The 19,236-nt window shown below is 49.1% G+C and carries 20 protein-coding genes, 1 pseudogene and 1 other annotated feature; of the genes and pseudogenes, 12 read left to right on the forward strand and 9 right to left on the reverse strand.

The window, feature by feature from the left end; genetic code table 11:
* From manC to wzzB, 6 genes and pseudogenes are all read left to right on the forward strand, one after another.
* Window positions 1-374, forward strand: a pseudogene (gene manC / locus C4F37_RS04395) (mannose-1-phosphate guanylyltransferase ManC); the annotation flags it as partial.
* 82 nt (window positions 375-456) lie between these two features.
* Window positions 457-1,827, forward strand: coding sequence for a colanic acid biosynthesis phosphomannomutase CpsG (gene cpsG, locus C4F37_RS04400; protein WP_016237294.1), 1,371 nt, complete (start codon window positions 457-459; stop codon window positions 1,825-1,827).
* A gap of 121 nt (window positions 1,828-1,948) precedes the next feature.
* Window positions 1,949-3,481 carry an O75 family O-antigen flippase gene (gene wzx / locus C4F37_RS04405; RefSeq protein WP_106106703.1) on the forward strand — a complete coding sequence of 511 codons (1,533 nt, stop codon included), beginning with the start codon at window positions 1,949-1,951 and terminating at the stop codon, window positions 3,479-3,481.
* An 87-nt stretch (window positions 3,482-3,568) separates the two neighbouring features.
* Window positions 3,569-4,975, forward strand: a complete 1,407-nt coding sequence (gene gndA, locus C4F37_RS04410) for an NADP-dependent phosphogluconate dehydrogenase (protein WP_001538922.1) — start codon at window positions 3,569-3,571, stop codon at window positions 4,973-4,975.
* Between the two features lie 248 nt (window positions 4,976-5,223).
* Window positions 5,224-6,390 carry a UDP-glucose 6-dehydrogenase gene (ugd, locus tag C4F37_RS04415; protein ID WP_000704862.1) on the forward strand — a complete coding sequence of 389 codons (1,167 nt, stop codon included), beginning with the start codon at window positions 5,224-5,226 and terminating at the stop codon, window positions 6,388-6,390.
* A 145-nt stretch (window positions 6,391-6,535) separates the two neighbouring features.
* Entirely contained in the window at window positions 6,536-7,513 is a 978-nt protein-coding gene (gene wzzB / locus C4F37_RS04420) for an LPS O-antigen chain length determinant protein WzzB (protein WP_001536169.1), read from the forward strand.
* 185 nt (window positions 7,514-7,698) lie between these two features.
* On the opposite strand, the gene hisIE is transcribed toward wzzB, so the two are convergent.
* The 9 genes from hisIE to hisL all read right to left on the reverse strand — a co-directional run bounded on the left by hisIE (window position 7,699) and on the right by hisL (window position 14,928).
* Entirely contained in the window at window positions 7,699-8,310 is a 612-nt protein-coding gene (gene hisIE, locus C4F37_RS04425; RefSeq protein WP_000954926.1) for a bifunctional phosphoribosyl-AMP cyclohydrolase/phosphoribosyl-ATP diphosphatase HisIE, read from the reverse strand.
* Window positions 8,304-9,080 carry an imidazole glycerol phosphate synthase subunit HisF gene (gene hisF / locus C4F37_RS04430; protein WP_000880178.1) on the reverse strand — a complete coding sequence of 259 codons (777 nt, stop codon included), beginning with the start codon at window positions 9,078-9,080 and terminating at the stop codon, window positions 8,304-8,306. The genes hisIE and hisF overlap by 7 nt, the downstream gene beginning before the upstream one ends.
* A complete protein-coding gene (gene hisA / locus C4F37_RS04435) occupies window positions 9,062-9,799 on the reverse strand; it encodes a 1-(5-phosphoribosyl)-5-[(5-phosphoribosylamino)methylideneamino]imidazole-4-carboxamide isomerase (protein ID WP_000586440.1) in 738 nt (245 codons plus the stop codon). The genes hisF and hisA overlap by 19 nt, the downstream gene beginning before the upstream one ends.
* Window positions 9,799-10,389 carry an imidazole glycerol phosphate synthase subunit HisH gene (gene hisH, locus C4F37_RS04440; protein WP_001103560.1) on the reverse strand — a complete coding sequence of 197 codons (591 nt, stop codon included), beginning with the start codon at window positions 10,387-10,389 and terminating at the stop codon, window positions 9,799-9,801. Before hisH ends, hisA begins: the two co-directional genes overlap by 1 nt.
* Window positions 10,389-11,456: a bifunctional histidinol-phosphatase/imidazoleglycerol-phosphate dehydratase HisB gene (gene hisB / locus C4F37_RS04445; protein WP_001538920.1), complete on the reverse strand. Its 1,068-nt coding sequence runs from the start codon at window positions 11,454-11,456 to the stop codon at window positions 10,389-10,391. The genes hisH and hisB overlap by 1 nt, the downstream gene beginning before the upstream one ends.
* A complete protein-coding gene (gene hisC, locus C4F37_RS04450; protein WP_001538918.1) occupies window positions 11,456-12,526 on the reverse strand; it encodes a histidinol-phosphate transaminase in 1,071 nt (356 codons plus the stop codon). Before hisC ends, hisB begins: the two co-directional genes overlap by 1 nt.
* Complete coding sequence (hisD, locus tag C4F37_RS04455; protein WP_001445483.1) at window positions 12,523-13,827, reverse strand: histidinol dehydrogenase; 1,305 nt, start codon at window positions 13,825-13,827, stop codon at window positions 12,523-12,525. Before hisD ends, hisC begins: the two co-directional genes overlap by 4 nt.
* Before the next feature lie 5 nt (window positions 13,828-13,832).
* Entirely contained in the window at window positions 13,833-14,732 is a 900-nt protein-coding gene (hisG, locus tag C4F37_RS04460) for an ATP phosphoribosyltransferase (protein WP_000131779.1), read from the reverse strand.
* 46 nt (window positions 14,733-14,778) lie between these two features.
* Window positions 14,779-14,902: a sequence feature (His leader region), on the reverse strand.
* Window positions 14,878-14,928 carry a his operon leader peptide gene (gene hisL / locus C4F37_RS04470; protein WP_001364200.1) on the reverse strand — a complete coding sequence of 17 codons (51 nt, stop codon included), beginning with the start codon at window positions 14,926-14,928 and terminating at the stop codon, window positions 14,878-14,880. (Overlaps the previous feature by 25 nt.)
* 282 nt (window positions 14,929-15,210) lie before the next feature.
* Between hisL and yefM the strand changes: the two genes are divergently transcribed.
* The 6 genes from yefM (at window position 15,211) to plaP (ending at window position 19,220) form a co-directional block, all read left to right on the forward strand.
* Window positions 15,211-15,462 carry a YoeB-YefM toxin-antitoxin system antitoxin YefM gene (yefM, locus tag C4F37_RS04475; RefSeq protein ID WP_001259255.1) on the forward strand — a complete coding sequence of 84 codons (252 nt, stop codon included), beginning with the start codon at window positions 15,211-15,213 and terminating at the stop codon, window positions 15,460-15,462.
* The gene (yoeB, locus tag C4F37_RS04480; RefSeq protein WP_000767822.1) at window positions 15,459-15,713 is read left to right on the forward strand and encodes a type II toxin-antitoxin system mRNA interferase toxin YoeB; all 255 of its coding nucleotides are present in this window, start codon (window positions 15,459-15,461) and stop codon (window positions 15,711-15,713) included. Before yefM ends, yoeB begins: the two co-directional genes overlap by 4 nt.
* An 82-nt stretch (window positions 15,714-15,795) precedes the next feature.
* The gene (locus C4F37_RS04485; RefSeq protein WP_000754737.1) at window positions 15,796-16,620 is read left to right on the forward strand and encodes an SDR family oxidoreductase; all 825 of its coding nucleotides are present in this window, start codon (window positions 15,796-15,798) and stop codon (window positions 16,618-16,620) included.
* Between the two features lie 45 nt (window positions 16,621-16,665).
* Window positions 16,666-17,595: a LysR substrate-binding domain-containing protein gene (locus C4F37_RS04490; RefSeq protein ID WP_000803366.1), complete on the forward strand. Its 930-nt coding sequence runs from the start codon at window positions 16,666-16,668 to the stop codon at window positions 17,593-17,595.
* Between the two features lie 214 nt (window positions 17,596-17,809).
* Complete coding sequence (gene yoeI / locus C4F37_RS04495) at window positions 17,810-17,872, forward strand: membrane protein YoeI (RefSeq protein ID WP_010723108.1); 63 nt, start codon at window positions 17,810-17,812, stop codon at window positions 17,870-17,872.
* Complete coding sequence (gene plaP / locus C4F37_RS04500) at window positions 17,862-19,220, forward strand: putrescine/proton symporter PlaP (protein ID WP_000019194.1); 1,359 nt, start codon at window positions 17,862-17,864, stop codon at window positions 19,218-19,220. The genes yoeI and plaP overlap by 11 nt, the downstream gene beginning before the upstream one ends.
* Window positions 19,221-19,236: the final 16 nt, after the last annotated feature.

Consider the following 19,236-nt stretch of genomic DNA (forward strand, 5'->3'; position numbering starts at 1 on the left):
TCAAAGCTGATGGTCGCCATGAGCATCGGGTGCATCGCGAAGTGTATCGTCCGTGGGGCAAATATGACTCTATCGACGCGGGCGACCGCTACCAGGTGAAACGCATCACCGTGAAACCGGGCGAAGGTTTGTCGGTACAGATGCATTATCATCGCGCGGAACACTGGGTGGTTGTCGCGGGAACGGCAAAAGTCACTATCAACGGTGATATCAAACTGCTTGGTGAAAACGAGTCCATTTATATTCCGCTGGGGGCGATGCACTGCCTGGAAAACCCGGGGAAAATAGATTTAGAATTAATTGAAGTTCGCTCTGGTGCATATCTTGAAGAAGATGATGTTATTAGATGTTATGATCGCTATGGACGAAAGTAATATATAATAATTATTTCAGAATTAGAAATGATAATTATAAGTTTTCGTCTGGATAAACAATAGATAGTATGGGTTGGAAAATATGAGTTCTTTAACTTGTTTTAAAGCTTACGACATTCGCGGGAAATTAGGTGAAGAACTGAATGAAGATATCGCCTGGCGCATTGGTCGCGCCTATGGCGAATTTCTCAAACCGAAAACCATTGTGTTAGGCGGTGATGTCCGTCTCACCAGCGAAACCTTAAAACTGGCGCTGGCAAAAGGTTTACAGGATGCGGGCGTCGATGTGCTGGATATTGGCATGTCCGGCACCGAAGAGATTTATTTCGCCACGTTCCATCTCGGCGTGGATGGCGGCATTGAAGTTACCGCCAGCCATAATCCGATGGATTACAACGGCATGAAGCTGGTGCGCGAAGGGGCTCGCCCGATCAGCGGTGATACCGGACTGCGCGACGTCCAGCGTCTGGCAGAAGCTAACGACTTTCCTCCCGTCGATGAAACCAAACGCGGTCGCTATCAGCAAATCAATCTGCGTGACGCTTACGTTGATCACCTGTTCGGTTATATCAATGTCAAAAACCTTACGCCGCTCAAGCTGGTGATCAACTCCGGGAACGGCGCAGCGGGTCCGGTGGTGGACGCTATCGAAGCCCGCTTTAAAGCCCTCGGCGCACCGGTGGAGTTAATCAAAGTGCATAACACGCCGGACGGCAATTTCCCCAACGGTATTCCTAACCCGTTGCTGCCGGAATGTCGCGACGACACCCGCAATGCGGTCATCAAACACGGCGCGGATATGGGCATTGCCTTTGATGGCGATTTTGACCGCTGTTTCCTGTTTGACGAAAAAGGGCAGTTTATTGAGGGCTACTACATTGTCGGCCTGCTGGCAGAAGCGTTCCTCGAAAAAAATCCCGGCGCGAAGATCATCCACGATCCACGTCTCTCCTGGAACACCATTGATGTGGTGACGGCCGCGGGCGGCACGCCGGTGATGTCGAAAACAGGACACGCCTTTATTAAAGAACGTATGCGCAAGGAAGACGCCATCTACGGTGGCGAAATGAGCGCTCACCATTACTTCCGCGATTTCGCTTACTGTGACAGCGGCATGATCCCGTGGCTGCTGGTCGCCGAACTGGTGTGCCTGAAAGGAAAAACGCTGGGCGAACTGGTGCGCGACCGGATGGCGGCGTTTCCGGCAAGCGGTGAGATCAACAGAAAACTGGCGCACCCTGTTGAGGCGATTAACCGCGTGGAACAGCATTTTAGCCGTGAGGTGCTGGCGGTGGATCGCACCGATGGCATCAGCATGACCTTTGCCGACTGGCGCTTTAACCTGCGCTCTTCCAACACCGAACCGGTGGTGCGCCTGAATGTGGAATCTCGCGGTGATGTTCAGGTTATGGTAATCCATACTCAAGAAATATTATCAATTTTGACGTCATAAAGAATAAGCCCTGACAAGTTAGGGCTTAATTAATATATATTTTTTTTGAATTGGGGATTTGTGGTAAGATTTTTAATATGTTATTTAATGTGGTTGAATTAATGTTGACTGGAAAATAATAATGAGAACGAAAAAAGCATTACACAACTTTAAAGTTGATTTATTAATTACTTTTTTATTGGTTTTGCTAGGGTTTTATATTCGAACTGTTTTTGTTTCAAAAATGGGAAGTGATATTACTGGAGTGATGTTACTATTCACACAGTTGACAGCATATCTCAATTTGGCAGAATTAGGTATTGGAATTGCAGCTGCCAGCGTATTATATAAACCGCTCAGCGAGAATGAATACAATAAAATAACTTACATAATATCTTTGCTCTCAGTCATATACAAATATATATTTGTGTTTGTTTTGATTCTTGGCGTTGTTATAGGTATCTGTATTTATTACTTTATTGATTCTGTAAAGGTTGTAAATGGCGTTTTTTTATATTGGGCTTTGTTCGTTTTTAATACATCGTTGACATATAGTTATGCTAAATACTCCACATTATTAACTGCTAATCAGCGGTACTCAGCAGTAAGAAAAATTCAAGGTGGCGGAAAAGTTATAATAATTGTATTTCAGATATTAATTTTGTGCTTTACGCAAAGCTTCATACTTTATTTGTTAGTTGAGACTTTAGGTATTTTTTCTCAATATTTGATTTTTAAAAAAATAATTGGGAACGGAAATCAATATCTCAGTAATGAGGTTTTACTTATTGAAAGCGATAAACTTTTGATAAAAAAAGAATTAAAAATAAGAATAAAAAATATGTTCTTCCATAAAATAGGTGCTGTGCTTGTCCTTAATACAGACTACCTGCTTGTATCAAAGTTTCTGACATTAAGTTATGTGACAATTTTTGGCAGCTATATGATGGTATTTCAGATAGTAACTGTTTTGATGTCAAGTTTTGTTAATGCTATTACTGCAGGAATGGGTAATTACTTAATTAATAAAAGTAATTTAGAAATTAAGGAAATTACACGTCAATTTTATGTGATATTTATCGCCTTTGCAACATTCATATCACTAAATATGTTTTTTCTTGTTAATGATTTTATCGCAAAATGGATAGGTGTTAATTATACATTAAGTAACACCCTAGTTGCATTAATGATTGTTAACGTATTCATTAGTGTTGTCAGGGTACCTTCTGATATATTAAAAAACGCAAGTGGACATTTTGGTGATATTTATTATCCATTATTAGAAGGTGTGCTGAATATTACGATATCCATCATTTTGGCTATCATTATTGGATTACCTGGCATTATTATAGGGACAATAGTATCTAACTTAATAGTAATAATGCTTGCGAAACCATTATATCTTTACTCTAAGTTATTTAATCTTAGAAATCCGACGAGGGTTTATTTTGAATTTATTTCTCGGCCTATGTTATATTCATTATGTGTGATTGGGGTGAGCTATTTATTGCGCGATGAAATATATTCATTTAAAGTAAGTACATGGTTGGATTTTATTAACAAGCTACTCTTAGTCTCTACTCCTAGCATATTGGTAATATGTGCTATTTTCTCTACGGATAGTGACTTTAGATTATTTTTCAGAAAAATTATATATGTGATTATGAAGGAATAAAAATTTCGAAAATGTATTAATCGAAATTATGCAACGAGCTTTATTTTTATAAATGATATGTGATCTTTTCCCGAATAGGAGTAAACAATGTCAAAGCAACAGATCGGCGTCGTCGGTATGGCAGTGATGGGGCGCAACCTTGCGCTCAATATCGAAAGCCGTGGTTATACCGTCTCTATTTTCAACCGTTCCCGTGAAAAGACCGAAGAAGTGATTGCCGAAAATCCAGGCAAAAAACTGGTTCCTTACTATACGGTGAAAGAGTTTGTTGAATCTTTGGAAACGCCTCGTCGCATCCTGTTAATGGTGAAAGCAGGTGCAGGCACGGATGCTGCTATTGATTCCCTCAAGCCATACCTCGATAAAGGTGACATCATCATTGATGGTGGTAATACCTTCTTCCAGGACACCATTCGTCGTAACCGTGAGCTTTCTGCCGAAGGCTTTAACTTCATTGGTACCGGTGTCTCCGGTGGTGAAGAGGGCGCGCTGAAAGGTCCTTCTATTATGCCTGGCGGGCAGAAAGAGGCTTATGAGCTGGTTGCGCCTATCCTGAGTAAAATCGCTGCCGTGGCAGAAGACGGCGAGCCATGCGTTACTTATATTGGTGCCGACGGCGCAGGCCATTATGTGAAGATGGTTCACAATGGTATTGAATACGGAGATATGCAGCTCATTGCTGAAGCGTATTCTCTGCTCAAAGGTGGCCTGAATCTCTCTAATGAAGAACTGGCCCAGACTTTCACCGAGTGGAATAACGGTGAACTTAGCAGCTACCTGATCGACATCACTAAAGATATCTTCACCAAAAAAGATGAAGACGGTAACTACCTGGTTGATGTGATTCTGGATGAAGCAGCAAACAAAGGCACCGGTAAATGGACCAGCCAGAGCGCGCTGGATCTCGGCGAACCGCTGTCGCTGATTACCGAGTCTGTGTTTGCACGTTATATCTCTTCTCTGAAAGATCAGCGCGTTGCCGCATCTAAAGTTCTCTCTGGCCCGCAAGCGCAGCCAGCAGGCGACAAAGGTGAGTTCATCGAAAAAGTTCGCCGTGCGTTGTATCTGGGCAAAATCGTTTCTTACGCTCAGGGCTTCTCTCAGCTGCGTGCTGCGTCTGAAGAATACAACTGGGATCTGAACTACGGCGAAATCGCGAAGATTTTCCGTGCTGGCTGCATCATCCGTGCGCAGTTCCTGCAGAAAATCACCGATGCTTATGCCGAAAATCCGCAGATCGCTAACCTGCTGCTGGCCCCGTACTTCAAGCAAATTGCCGATGACTACCAGCAGGCGCTGCGCGATGTCGTCGCTTATGCAGTACAGAACGGTATCCCGGTTCCGACCTTCGCCGCTGCGGTTGCCTATTATGACAGCTACCGTGCCGCTGTTCTGCCTGCGAACCTGATCCAGGCACAGCGTGACTATTTCGGGGCGCATACTTATAAGCGCATTGATAAAGAAGGTGTGTTCCATACTGAATGGCTGGATTAATCTGATTTAACCAACAATAAAATTGAGGCCCGGCGTATATTGCACCGGGCTTTTTTTTGCCAAATATCTATAGACTAAATTTCACTGCTTAATATTAACTTAATAAACATCAGCTATTCTTATAAAGAAAATCTGAATTGTTTTTCGTTGCGTTGACCATCTGACAACGTAGCGTTAAAACTTTTAGCATCTTATCACGATGCTAAAAACATCATGATTCACAGTTAAGTTAATTCTGAGAGCATGAAATGAAAATCACCATTTCCGGTACTGGCTATGTAGGCTTGTCAAACGGGCTTCTAATCGCACAAAATCATGAGGTTGTGGCATTAGATATTTTACCGTCACGCGTTGCTATGCTGAATGATCGGATATCTCCTATTGTTGATAAGGAAATTCAGCAGTTTTTGCAATCAGATAAAATACACTTTAATGCCACATTAGATAAAAATGAAGCCTACCGGGATGCTGATTATGTCATCATCGCCACTCCAACCGACTATGATCCTAAAACTAATTATTTCAATACATCCAGTGTAGAATCAGTAATTAAAGACGTAGTTGAGATAAATCCTTATGCGGTTATGGTCATCAAATCAACGGTTCCCGTTGGTTTTACCGCAGCGATGCATAAGAAATATCGTACTGAAAATATTATTTTCTCTCCGGAATTCCTCCGCGAAGGTAAAGCCCTTTACGATAATCTCCATCCGTCACGTATTGTCATCGGTGAGCGTTCAGAACGCGCAGAACGTTTTGCTGCGTTGTTACAGGAAGGCGCGATTAAGCAAAATATCCCGACCCTGTTTACCGACTCCACTGAAGCAGAAGCGATTAAACTTTTCGCTAATACCTATCTGGCGATGCGCGTAGCATACTTTAATGAACTGGATAGCTATGCAGAAAGTTTAGGTCTGAATACTCGCCAGATTATCGAAGGCGTTTGTCTCGATCCGCGTATTGGCAACCATTACAACAATCCGTCGTTTGGTTATGGTGGTTATTGTCTGCCGAAAGATACCAAGCAGTTACTGGCGAACTACCAGTCTGTGCCGAATAACCTGATCTCGGCAATTGTCGATGCAAACCGCACGCGTAAAGATTTTATTGCCGATGCCATTTTGTCACGCAAACCGCAAGTGGTGGGTATTTATCGTCTGATTATGAAGAGCGGGTCAGATAACTTCCGTGCGTCTTCTATTCAGGGGATTATGAAGCGTATCAAGGCGAAAGGCGTTGAAGTGATCATCTACGAGCCGGTGATGAAAGAAGACTCATTCTTCAACTCTCGCCTGGAACGTGATCTCGCCACCTTCAAACAACAAGCCGACGTCATTATCTCCAACCGTATGGCAGAAGAGCTTAAGGATGTGGCAGATAAGGTCTACACCCGCGATCTCTTTGGCAGCGACTAACATCTTGTTATCAGGGCTATTTACGCCCTGATTGTCTTTTGTTACCTCCGCAATAATTCATTATTTTTATCACTTATCCTATAGCATTCACGGGGATTATCGCTAAACTATGCGGACTTGGAAATTTCCGTCAGTTAGGGTAATGATGAGAGTAGAAAATAATAATGTTTCTGGGCAAAACCATGACCCGGAACAGATTGATTTGATTGATTTACTAGTGCAGTTGTGGCGTGGCAAGATGACAATTATCATTTCCGTCATTGTGGCTATTGCCCTGGCTATTGGTTATTTGGCAGTAGCGAAGGAGAAATGGACGTCAACAGCAATTATCACTCAGCCCGACGTGGGGCAAATTGCTGGCTATAACAATGCCATGAATGTTATCTATGGTCAGGCTGCACCGAAAGTATCGGATTTGCAGGAGACGTTAATTGGTCGCTTCAGTTCTGCCTTCTCTGCATTAGCAGAAACGCTGGATAATCAGGAAGAGCCAGAAAAACTTACCATCGAACCTTCTGTTAAGAACCAGCAATTACCATTGACTGTTTCTTATGTTGGGCAAACTGCAGAGGGCGCACAAATGAAGTTGGCCCAATACATTCAGCAAGTTGATGATAAAGTGAATCAAGAGCTAGAAAAGGATCTCAAGGACAACATTGCTCTGGGACGGAAAAACTTGCAGGACTCTTTAAGAACCCAGGAAGTGGTCGCGCAGGAGCAGAAAGATCTGCGTATCCGTCAGATTCAGGAAGCGTTGCAGTATGCGAATCAGGCGCAGGTGACAAAGCCGCAGATTCAACAGACACAGGACGTAACCCAGGATACTATGTTTCTTTTGGGGAGCGAAGCGCTGGAGTCGATGATTAAGCACGAAGCGACCCGTCCGTTGGTGTTCTCATCAAACTACTATCAGACTCGTCAAAACCTGCTGGATATTGACAATCTTGACGTTGATAAACTTGATATTCATGCTTACCGCTATGTAATGAAACCGACGTTACCTATTCGTCGCGATAGCCCGAAGAAAGCAATTACCTTGATTCTGGCTGTGCTGCTGGGCGGCATGGTTGGCGCGGGGATTGTGCTTGGGCGTAACGCGCTGCGTAATTACAACGCGAAATAATATTATTGTGCATTTAAGAGAAACGGGCAGGGTGGTGACACCATGCCCGTTTTTTTTGCCGGATGCGATGCTGGCGCATCTTATCCGGCCTACGTGTGTTGAGATAATGTGTAGGCACGATAAGCTTGCGCATCGGGCAATGGCTCCGGGTGTGACAACAACATCACACCTGCTCAGCACGCAACTCACTGATGCCGTTTACGCAGGTTCTCAATTACCGTCGTTAAATCCAGATCCTGATCCTGCAACAGCACCAGCAGGTGATACATCAAATCAGACGCTTCGTTGGTCAGTTCAAAGCGGTCATGTACCGTTGCTGCCAGTGCGGTTTCCACGCCTTCTTCGCCCACTTTCTGCGCAATGCGTTTGGTGCCGCTGGCATACAGTTTGGCAGTGTAAGAGGTTTCCGGGTCGGCGGATTTACGTTCCGCGAGCAGTTGTTCCAGTTGATACAGGAACAGCCACTGGTGAGCGGTGTCGCCGAAGCAGCTGCTGGTGCCTTTGTGGCAGGTTGGCCCGATGGGATTCGCCAGCACCAGTAACGTGTCGTTGTCGCAGTCCGGCGCAATGCTCACCACATTGAGGAAATTGCCCGAGGTTTCGCCTTTGGTCCACAGTCGCTGTTTAGTGCGCGAGAAGAAGGTAACTTTACCGCTTTCGATGGTTCTGTCTAAGGCTTCCGGGGTCATGTAGCCCAGCATTAACACTTCGCCGGATACCGCGTGTTGCACAATCACCGGCATCAGACCGTCGGTTTTTTCCCAGTCCAGTTCGCGACGTTGTTGTTCTGTTAACATATCCTGATCTCCACGCCCTGTGTTGCCAGGTACGCTTTTAATTCGCCAATATTGATTATTTGTTTGTGGAATACGGAAGCTGCCAGCGCACCGTCAACGTCGGCATCGCGGAAGGCTTCCAGGAAGTGTTCCATGGTGCCCGCGCCACCGGAGGCAATCAGCGGGACGTGGCAAACTTCACGCACTTTTTTCAGCTGCTTGAGGTCGTAACCGTTACGCACGCCGTCCTGATTCATCATGTTGAGGACGATTTCTCCGGCGCCGCGTTTTTGCACCTCCTCTACCCAGTCGAGCGTTTCCCATTGAGTGACGCGGGTGCGGCTTTCATCGCCGGTATATTGATTCACATGATATTTACCGGTTTCGGCGTCGTACCAGGTATCAATACCGACCACAATACACTGCACGCCAAAGCGATCCGCCAGGCGAGTAATTAACGTCGGGTCCGCCAGCGCAGGAGAGTTGATGGAAATTTTATCCGCGCCAAAGGAAAGAATTTTCGCGGCATCTTCCAGAGACTTAATCCCACCCGCCACACAAAACGGAATGTCGATCACTTCCGCCACGCGAGATACCCAGCTTTTATCTACCACACGGCCATCGCTGGAAGCGGTGATATCGTAGAACACCAGTTCATCTGCACCTTCTTCGGCGTAGCGTTTTGCCAGTGGCACGATATCGCCAATGATTTCATGGTTGCGAAACTGTACGCCTTTCACCACCTGACCATCACGAACGTCGAGACACGGGATTATGCGTTTTGCCAGCATGCGATGGCCTCCTTCACGGTGAATTTACCTTCCAGTAATGCACGACCAACTATTACGCCGCGCACGCCAGTGCCACGTAGGGCAGCAACATCGTTAATGTCGCCAATGCCGCCGGAGGACTGAAACGCCACTTGCGGATATCTGGCACACACTTCTTCATATAAAGAGACGTTAGATCCCGCCAGCGTACCGTCGCGCGAGATATCGGTACACAACACATGTTTCAGGCCGACGGGCAGATAGGTTTCCACCAGTTGTTCCAGTGAAACGCCCGAGTTCTCTTGCCAGCCGCTGACTGCCACTTGCTTGTTGCCTTGCTCGTCAATACGGACATCCAGTGCCAGCACCAGCGCATCGGCACCGAAACGTTCAAACCAGCCTTTCACTACGTCCGGTGATTTCACTGCGGTGGAACCGACCACCACGCGCGCAACGCCAGCTTCCAGTAACGCCGCCACGTCTTCTTCACTACGCACACCGCCGCCAACCTGCACCGGGACGTTAACGCCCGCGACCAGGGTTTTAATCAGCGGGATTTGACGCTTAGCCGGATCTTTGGCCCCGGTCAGATCCACCAGATGCAACACTTCGGCACCTTGTGCGGCGTAATCCTGTAAGCGCGGCAGCGGGTCGTTACCGTAATCGCGTTGTTTGCCGTAATCGCCCTGATGGAGACGCACCACGGTGCCGTCGATTAAATCTAATGCCGGAATAATCATCACATCTCCAGGAAGTTTTTCAGCAACTTAGCGCCAGCGGCACCAGAACGCTCCGGATGGAACTGCACGCCGTAGAAGTTATCTTTTTGTACCGCCGCGGTGAACGGTTCGCCGTAATTACACTGGGCAATGGTCCACGGATTGACCGGCATTGCGTAGCTGTGAACAAAGTAAAAGTACGCGCCGTCTTCAATCCCCTGAAACAGGCGGTTGCCTGCCTGCGGGTAAACGCGATTCCAGCCCATATGTGGCAGTGGCAGACCAAAGTCGGTCATTTTCGGTACGTCTTCGTCGATGATGCCCAGCAAGTCGACGCCATTGCTCTCTTCGCTGCGTCGTCCCAGGAGTTGCATCCCTAAGCAGATGCCCAGCACCGGTTGGGTACAGGCTTTGATGAGATCAAACAGCTCGCGCTCACGCACCTGATCCATCGCTGCTTGTGCGGTGCCGACGCCGGGTAAAAACAGTTTATCGGCCAGCAACACAACGTCCGGGTCACGGCTGACTTTGGGTTCATAACCGTGGCGCGCAATGGCAGACTTCACAGAGTTCAGGTTGGCGCAGCCAGTATCAAGGATCACCACGTTCATTACAGCACTCCTTTCGACGAGGGCAGGGTGTCGCCTTCGACGCGGATGGCCTGGCGCAGGGTACGACCAAAGGCTTTGAACAGGCTCTCTACACGGTGGTGATCGTTTTTACCTTTGGTTTTCAGGTGTAGCGTCACGCCCATGGTGTATGAAAGCGAACGGAAGAAGTGCTCGATCATCTCGGTGCTGAGATCGCCCACGCGCTGGTAGGTAAATTCAGCTTTATATTCCAGGTGCGGGCGACCAGAGATATCCAGCGCGCAGCGGGCAAGGCATTCGTCCATCGGCAGCACAAAACCAAAGCGGCAAATACCGCGTTTATCGCAGAGGGCAATTTTTAACGCTTCCCCCAGCGCCAGGCCGGTATCTTCGACGGTGTGGTGATCGTCGATATAGAGGTCGCCTTTGACGTTGATTTCCATACGGAAACCGCCGTGGGTGGCGATCTGATCCAGCATGTGATCAAAGAAGCCAACGCCGGTGTTAATCTTGCTGCCACCTTCGCGATCCAGCCACACCTGGACGTCAATTTGCGTCTCTTTGGTGTTGCGCACTACATGGGCGTAACGGTCTCGTTTAGTGAGTTGCTCACCAATCATCGGCCAGTTCAGGATTTCACGGTCGTAGCGTAAACCATTAATGCCCATGTTTTCCGCTAGTTGAATGTCGGTCGCGCGATCGCCAATCACATAACTGTTGGCGCGATCCATCGCTTGCTCAGCCAGATAACGCTCCACCAGTTTTACTTTCGGCTTACGGCAGTCGCACTCATCGGCGGGCAGGTGCGGACAAATCAGCACTTCATCAAACTGCACGCCTTGCGAGGTGAAGATCTGCATCATCAGGTTGTGCGGGCCTTCGAAATCCACCTGCGGGAAACTTTGTGTTCCAAGACCATCCTGATTAGTGATCATCACCAGCTTGTAGCCCGCTTTTTGCAGCCTCAGCAGCTCCGGGATCACGCCCGGTTCAAAGGCGAGTTTGTCAAAACGGTCCACCTGAAAATCACTCGGCGGTTCGCTAATCAGGGTTCCATCGCGATCGATAAAAAGATACTTCTGACTCATCAAACTTGCTCCGCACGTAAGGCGTCAATGACGCGCTGGCTTTCTTCACGGGTTCCGACGGTAATTCGCAGGCAGCCGCTTAAAGAGGGTTGTTTATTCTGATCACGTAAGATAATGCCCTGATCCCACAAAGATTTAAACACTGCGCTGGAGGCTTTAAAGCGTGCCAAAATGTAGTTGGTTTCAGAGTCAAAAAACTGCTCCACGCAGGGGATCTCTTTCAGTGTGGTAATCAGGTATTCACGTTCTGTAATAATTTGCGCCACTCGTTCGCGCATGGCGACGATTCCCTGCGGGCTTAACGCCTGAGCTGCAATGTCGGCAACCGGTGTCGAGAGCGGGTAGGGGGCGATCACTTTCATCAGCAGGTTGATGACTTCTTCGTTTGCCAGCGTAAATCCGCAACGAAGCCCCGCCAGAGCAAAAGCTTTCGACAGTGTGCGCAAAATAGCCAGGTGCGGATATTCCGCCAGCCAGCCAGCCAGCGATGCCTGCGGGCAAAACTCGATATAGGCTTCATCGGCAACCACAATCGCCTTACCGCGGGTTAACTCCAGCAGGGTGCGAAAATCCTGCGGGTTGATCAGTTGCCCGGTGGGGTTGTTGGGGCTGCAAACATAGACCACTTTTACGCCGTCCAGCTTGTCGGAAATGCCCTGTAAGTCCAGTTGCCAGTTGTCCAGCGTCGGCACTGTGTGGCACTCGACGCCAATGGTTTCAGCGCTGACGCTGTACATGCCGTACGTTGGCGGGCAGTAGAGGATGGCGTCTTTACCCGGTTCGCAAAAAGCGCGAATCAGCAGTTCAATACCTTCGTCCGCGCCACGGCTGACCAGCACCTGTTCCGGTTTTACGCCTGCATATTGCGCGTAATTTTCAATCACCGCTTTTGGCTGACATTCCGGATAGCGGTTGAGCGTTTGTTGAGTGAGCTGAAACTCCACGGCTGTGGGGTATTCGTTGGCGTTCAGCCAGACGTCGCCGTTACCGCCCAGACGACGCGCCGACTGATACGGCGTCAGGTTGCGGACGTTTTCACGCGCTAAATCGGTAATAGTCACGGTGCTCATGCTTGCTCCTTAAGGGCGTTAACACGCAAAGTAACGGCATTTTTGTGGGCGGTCAGGCGCTCGGCGGCGGCGAGTGTTTCAATGGTCGACGCCAGCACGGAAAAACCTTCTTTCGAGAGTTCCTGCACGGTCATGCGCTTCTGGAAATCTGCCAGCCCGAGGCTGGAACAGGTGGCGGTGTAGCCGTAAGTCGGTAGAACGTGGTTGGTGCCGGAGGCGTAGTCGCCTGCCGATTCCGGTGACCAGTCACCAAGAAATACCGAACCGGCGCTGGTGATGCCATCGACCAGTTCGCGGGCGTTGCGGGTCTGAATGATCAGGTGCTCCGGGCCGTACTGGTTGGAGATCTCCACGCACTGCGCTAAATCTTTAGTCACGATCAGGCGGCTGGCGTTCAGTGCCTGGCGGGCGGTTTCGGCACGCGGCAGTTCTGCCAGTTGGCGTTCGACGGCCTCGGCAACGCGACGCGCCATATCGGCGTCGGGGGTCAGTAAAATCACCTGTGAGTCCGGGCCGTGTTCAGCCTGAGAAAGCAAATCAGAAGCCACGAAATCCGGCGTAGCGCCGCTGTCAGCAATCACCAGCACTTCCGACGGACCTGCGGGCATATCGATCGCCGCACCGTCCAGACGCTGGCTTACCTGGCGTTTTGCTTCGGTGACAAAGGCGTTACCCGGCCCGAAGATTTTGTCCACTTTCGGCACAGATTCCGTACCAAACGCCAGCGCGGCAATGGCCTGTGCGCCGCCGACGTTAAACACGTCCCGCACACCGCACAGCTGCGCCGCATAAAGGATCTCATCGGCAATCGGCGGCGGTGAGCACAGCACCACTTTTTTACAGCCCGCAATACGCGCCGGAGTTGCCAGCATTAATACCGTTGAGAAGAGCGGGGCGGAGCCGCCAGGAATATACAAACCCACTGAAGCCACCGGGCGCGTGACCTGCTGGCAACGCACGCCTGGCTGCGTTTCTACATCTACCGGCGGCAGTTTTTGCGCAGTGTGGAAGGTTTCAATATTCTTTACTGCCACCGCCATCGCCTGTTTTAGCTCGTCGCTCAGGCGTTCGCTGGCGGCGGTGATCTCATCAGCAGACACCTTCAGCGCGGTAACCGTGGTTTTATCAAACTTCGCGCTGTATTCACACAGGGCCTCATCGCCACGCGTTTTCACGTTATCGAGAATATCGTTAACGGTGCGGGTAATGCTTTCAGAGGCGGAGATCGCCGGGCGCATTAACAGCTGGCGTTGTTGCTCCGCAGTACAGCTATTCCAGTCAATGATTGTGTTAAAGCTCATGGCGATCACTCCATCATCTTCTCAATCGGCAGGACCAGGATTGAACTGGCACCCAGCGCTTTCAGTTTTTCCATCGTTTCCCAGAACAGGGTTTCGCTGCTGACCATGTGCATCGCTACGCGTTGTTGATCACCCGCCAGCGGTAGAATGGTTGGGCGTTCGGCACCTGGCAGCAGGGCGATGACTTCATCCAGTCGGTCGGTCGGTGCGTGCATCATGATGTATTTTGATTCGCGCGCCTGGATCACGCCCTGAATACGCGTCAGCAGTTTGTCGATCAGTTGCTGTTTGGATTCTTCCATTTCGCCATCGCGTTGGATCAGGCAGGCTTTCGAGCGGTAGATAACTTCGACTTCGCGCAGGCCGTTAGCTTCCAGCGTGGCACCGGTGGAAACCAGATCGCAAATCGCATCCGCCAGTCCGGCGCGCGGCGCAACTTCGACAGAACCGTTCAGTAAGCAGGATTTAAAAGAGATACCTTTCTGGTCGAGATAACGCTTGAGCAGGTGAGGATAAGAGGTGGCGATACGTTTACCGTTTAAGGAGAGCGGGCCGTCCCAGGCTTCATCAACCGGCGTTGCCAGCGAAAGGCGGCAGCCGCCGAAATCCAGTCGACGCAGGGTAAAGTAGCGTGGATCTTCACCCTGGGCGCGGCGGTTAAGCAGCTCTTCTTCCAGCACGTTTTCGCCGATAATCCCAAGGTCTACCACGCCGTCCATCACCAGACCGGGAATGTCGTCGTCACGCACGCGCAGAATATCAATCGGCATGTTTTCTGCCATCGCGATCAGGCGCTGGGTGTGAAGATTGATTTTAATGCCACAGCGCGCCAGTAATTCGCGTGAGTCATCACTTAAACGGCCGGATTTCTGCATAGCTATGCGTAAACGAGTGTTGTCTGTCATTTTCTTATTCCTCTTTAAACCTGTCTGAACCGTTATCAACTGCGCAATAAAAAAGCCCCCGGAAGATGATCTTCCGGGGGCTTTCTCATGCGTTCATGCACCACTGGAAGATCTGAATGTCTTCCAGCACACATCGCCTGAAAGACTAGTCAGGATGATGGTGATGATGGTGGTGTTTAAATTGAACGCGTGTCATAAAAATCTCTGTGAATGTTTATTCAACTGATGTCTTTTAACCTAAACCACTTTCACGTTAGAAAGCAAGGGGTTTTTTATATATTTTATGGCGATGGATTTGTTTAATGAATGAGCGGGGAAAGGAGGGGGCTAAGAGGACTGTCCTCTAACTTGACAGCACCAAAAAGAGCAAAGTCTGATTTTTCGTCTCGCTGACAATATCTTGATCTACAAACTAATTAATAAATAGTTAATTAACGCCCATCATTGTACAATGAGCTGTACAAAAGAGGAGATTTACATGCGTACAATTAGCTACAGCGAAGCGCGTCAGAATTTGTCGGCAACAATGATGAAAGCCGTTGAAGATCATGCCCCGATCCTCATTACTCGTCAGAATGGAGAGGCTTGTGTTCTGATGTCACTCGAAGAATACAACTCGCTGGAAGAGACGGCTTATCTACTGCGTTCCCCCGCTAACGCCCGGAGATTGATGGACTCAATCGATAGCCTGAAATCAGGCAAAGGAACGGAAAAGGACATTATTGAGTGAAACTAATCTGGTCTGAGGAATCATGGGATGATTATCTGTACTGGCAGGAAACAGATAAGCGAATTGTTAAAAAGATCAATGAAATTATCAAAGATACACGCAGAACACCATTTGAAGGTAAGGGGAAGCCAGAACCCCTGAAACATAATTTGTCAGGCTTCTGGTCCCGACGCATTACAGAGGAGCACCGTCTGGTATACGCGGTTACCGACGATTCACTGCTCATTGCAGCATGTCGTTATCATTATTGAACAGATTCATTCATAGAATGAATTGTCAGTTTTGATACGCTAGCGTAGCCTTATAGATCTAAGGTGTATCAGGAGATAACGGATGAAAAAGGTCGCAATTGTCGGGTTAGGGTGGTTAGGCATGCCGCTGGCGATGTCACTTTCAGCGCGAGGCTGGCAAGTCACCGGGAGTAAAACCACACAAGATGGTGTCGAAGCGGCCCGAATGAGTGGCATTGATAGCTATCTGCTTCGCATGGAGCCTGAGTTAGTTTGCGATTCTGACGATCTGGATGCCCTTATGGATGCCGATGCGCTGGTCATTACGCTTCCGGCACGTCGTAGCGGCCCCGGCGATGAGTTCTATTTACAAGCGGTACAAGAGTTAGTGGATAGCGCGCTGGCCCATCGTATTCCCCGCATTATTTTTACCAGCTCGACATCTGTCTATGGCGACGCGCAAGGCACGGTGAAAGAAACCACCCCGCGTAATCCGGTGACCAACAGTGGACGAGTATTAGAAGAACTCGAAGACTGGCTGCACAATTTACCCGGTACTTCGGTCGATATTCTGCGTCTTGCGGGCCTGGTCGGACCGGGACGTCATCCCGGACGCTTCTTTGCCGGAAAAACCGCCCCTGATGGTGAACATGGTGTTAATTTAGTCCATTTAGAAGATGTTATTGGCGCTATCACTCTGTTGTTACAGGCACCTAAAGGCGGACACATCTATAATATATGTGCGCCAGCTCACCCTGCGCGTAATGTTTTCTATCCGCAGATGGCCCGTTTATTGGGGCTGGAACCTCCGCAGTTCAGAAATAGTCTGGACAGCGGCAAAGGTAAGATTATTGATGGCAGTCGGATTTGTAATGAACTGGGATTTGAATACCAGTATCCCGATCCGCTGGTAATGCCGCTGGAGTAAACGATCACGCCAGCAGGACGCCGCATACACTGCAAGGGGGCGTGTATGAAACCACTGCTGGATGTGTTGATGATCCTCGATGCCTTAGAAAAAGAAGGCAGTTTTGCGGCGGCGTCAGCCAAACTCTACAAGACGCCGTCCGCTCTGAGTTACACCGTTCACAAGCTGGAAAGCGACCTTAATATTCAATTGCTTGATCGTAGCGGACACCGCGCTAAATTCACCCGTACCGGAAAAATGTTATTAGAGAAAGGGCGGGAAGTTCTGCATACCGTGCGAGAACTGGAAAAGCAGGCGATCAAACTGCATGAAGGCTGGGAAAACGAGCTGGTGATTGGCGTGGACGACACGTTCCCTTTTTCTCTGCTTGCGCCTCTCATTGAAGCTTTTTATCAACATCATAGCGTGACGCGCCTGAAGTTTATCAATGGCGTACTCGGTGGTTCATGGGATGCCCTGACTCAGGGGCGAGCGGATATTATCGTTGGCGCGATGCATGAGCCACCATCTTCCAGTGAGTTTGGTTTCTCGCGGTTGGGCGATCTTGAACAAGTCTTTGCGGTCGCGCCTCATCATCCGTTAGCCCAGGAAGAAGAACCGTTAAACCGTCGTATCATTAAACGATATCGGGCGATTGTGGTGGGGGACACTGCGCAGGCAGGCGCTTCTACGGCCTCACAACTTCTCGACGAACAAGAAGCCATTACCGTTTTCGATTTTAAAACCAAGCTGGAGCTGCAAATTAGCGGCCTTGGCTGCGGCTATTTACCACGGTATCTGGCGCAACGTTTTCTCGATAGTGGCGCGTTAATCGAGAAGAAAGTGGTCGCCCAAACTCTCTTTGAACCCGTCTGGATTGGCTGGAATGAACAGACCGCAGGGCTTGCCAGCGGCTGGTGGCGAGATGAAATTTTAGCAAATAGTGCGATCGCCGGTGTTTATGCAAAATCTGATGACGGAAAATCAGCCATTTAAAGAAAAATTATTATGACAAGCCTCTCATTCTCTTGTCATTTCCCCCCCATTTAGGCACAATGCGCCGCTGTCAAAAAATGACTAAAAACCGACGTTTAATTAGCGTCGGTTATTTTTTGCTTCAAACCAATCATTCATACCAAGAGGCCGGGCTTCGTACCGGATAGATATTTACTAAAAATCGACAGTTGTTGTCGCTGAGGAATCCAAAAAAATGGGGCAATTTTTTGCTTACGCGACGGTTATCACCGTAAAGGAGAATGACCATGTCGCATAACGTTACTCCAAACACCTCTCGCGTGGAATTGCGTAAAACGCTTACGTTAGTTCCGGTTGTAATGATGGGTCTAGCCTATATGCAGCCGATGACGCTGTTTGATACATTTGGTATCGTTTCAGGCCTCACGGATGGTCATGTGCCGACAGCCTATGCGTTCGCATTGATTGCGATCCTGTTTACGGCTCTGAGCTACGGGAAGCTGGTTCGCCGCTATCCTTCTGCTGGCTCTGCATACACTTACGCCCAGAAATCCATTAGTCCGACTGTCGGCTTTATGGTGGGTTGGTCTTCTCTGCTCGACTATCTGTTCGCGCCGATGATCAACATTCTGCTGGCGAAAATCTATTTTGAAGCTCTGGTGCCTTCCATTCCATCGTGGATGTTTGTGGTGGCGCTGGTGGCCTTTATGACCGCCTTTAACCTGCGTAGTCTGAAATCCGTAGCGAACTTCAACACTGTAATCGTCGTGTTGCAGATAGTGCTGATCGCGGTGATTCTGGGCATGGTGGTTTATGGCGTATTTGAAGGTGAAGGCGCTGGTACGCTGGCGAGCACTCGTCCGTTCTGGTCTGGCGATGCGCATGTTATCCCGATGATTACCGGGGCGACAATCCTGTGCTTCTCCTTTACCGGTTTTGACGGCATCAGCAACCTGTCGGAAGAAACCAAAGATGCAGAGCGCGTGATCCCGCGTGCGATTTTCCTGACCGCGCTGATCGGCGGCATGATCTTCATCTTTGCAACTTACTTCCTGCAGCTGTACTTCCCGGATATCTCTCGTTTTAAAGATCCGGATGCGTCACAGCCTGAAATCATGCTGTACGTTGCGGGTAAAGCGTTCCAGGTTGGCGCGCTGATCTTCTCCACCATTACCGTACTGGCGTCCGGTATGGCGGCGCACGCAGGCGTAGCGCGTCTGATGTACGTAATGGGTCGTGACGGCGTGTTCCCGAAAAGCTTCTTCGGTTATGTACACCCGAAATGGCGTACTCCGGCGATGAACATCATTCTGGTTGGCGCGATTGCCCTGCTGGCAATCAACTTCGACCTGGTAATGGCTACGGCGCTGATTAACTTTGGTGCGTTGGTGGCGTTCACCTTCGTTAACCTGTCGGTCATCTCGCAGTTCTGGATCCGTGAGAAGCGTAACAAAACGCTGAAAGATCACTTCCAGTATCTGTTCCTGCCGATGTGTGGTGCGCTGACCGTTGGTGCGCTGTGGGTTAACCTGGAAGAAAGCTCAATGGTTCTGGGTCTGATCTGGGCTGCTATCGGTCTGATTTACCTGGCTTGCGTAACCAAGAGTTTCCGTAACCCGGTTCCGCAGTACGAAGACGTAGCGTAATCTTACAAACCGGATG

Source organism: Escherichia sp. R1, from assembly GCF_003000935.1.
Classification (GTDB): domain Bacteria; phylum Pseudomonadota; class Gammaproteobacteria; order Enterobacterales; family Enterobacteriaceae; genus Escherichia; species Escherichia coli.

Coding starts and splice junctions, on each gene's coding strand:
- cpsG (WP_016237294.1), top strand. CDS start 457: ATGAGTTCTTTAACTTGTTTTAAAGCTTACGACATTCGCGGGAAATTA.
- wzx (WP_106106703.1), top strand. CDS start 1,949: ATGAGAACGAAAAAAGCATTACACAACTTTAAAGTTGATTTATTAATT.
- gndA (WP_001538922.1), top strand. CDS start 3,569: ATGTCAAAGCAACAGATCGGCGTCGTCGGTATGGCAGTGATGGGGCGC.
- ugd (WP_000704862.1), top strand. CDS start 5,224: ATGAAAATCACCATTTCCGGTACTGGCTATGTAGGCTTGTCAAACGGG.
- wzzB (WP_001536169.1), top strand. CDS start 6,536: ATGAGAGTAGAAAATAATAATGTTTCTGGGCAAAACCATGACCCGGAA.
- hisIE (WP_000954926.1), bottom strand. CDS start 8,310: ATGTTAACAGAACAACAACGTCGCGAACTGGACTGGGAAAAAACCGAC.
- hisF (WP_000880178.1), bottom strand. CDS start 9,080: ATGCTGGCAAAACGCATAATCCCGTGTCTCGACGTTCGTGATGGTCAG.
- hisA (WP_000586440.1), bottom strand. CDS start 9,799: ATGATTATTCCGGCATTAGATTTAATCGACGGCACCGTGGTGCGTCTC.
- hisH (WP_001103560.1), bottom strand. CDS start 10,389: ATGAACGTGGTGATCCTTGATACTGGCTGCGCCAACCTGAACTCTGTG.
- hisB (WP_001538920.1), bottom strand. CDS start 11,456: ATGAGTCAGAAGTATCTTTTTATCGATCGCGATGGAACCCTGATTAGC.
- hisC (WP_001538918.1), bottom strand. CDS start 12,526: ATGAGCACCGTGACTATTACCGATTTAGCGCGTGAAAACGTCCGCAAC.
- hisD (WP_001445483.1), bottom strand. CDS start 13,827: ATGAGCTTTAACACAATCATTGACTGGAATAGCTGTACTGCGGAGCAA.
- hisG (WP_000131779.1), bottom strand. CDS start 14,732: ATGACAGACAACACTCGTTTACGCATAGCTATGCAGAAATCCGGCCGT.
- yefM (WP_001259255.1), top strand. CDS start 15,211: ATGCGTACAATTAGCTACAGCGAAGCGCGTCAGAATTTGTCGGCAACA.
- C4F37_RS04485 (WP_000754737.1), top strand. CDS start 15,796: ATGAAAAAGGTCGCAATTGTCGGGTTAGGGTGGTTAGGCATGCCGCTG.
- C4F37_RS04490 (WP_000803366.1), top strand. CDS start 16,666: ATGAAACCACTGCTGGATGTGTTGATGATCCTCGATGCCTTAGAAAAA.
- plaP (WP_000019194.1), top strand. CDS start 17,862: ATGTCGCATAACGTTACTCCAAACACCTCTCGCGTGGAATTGCGTAAA.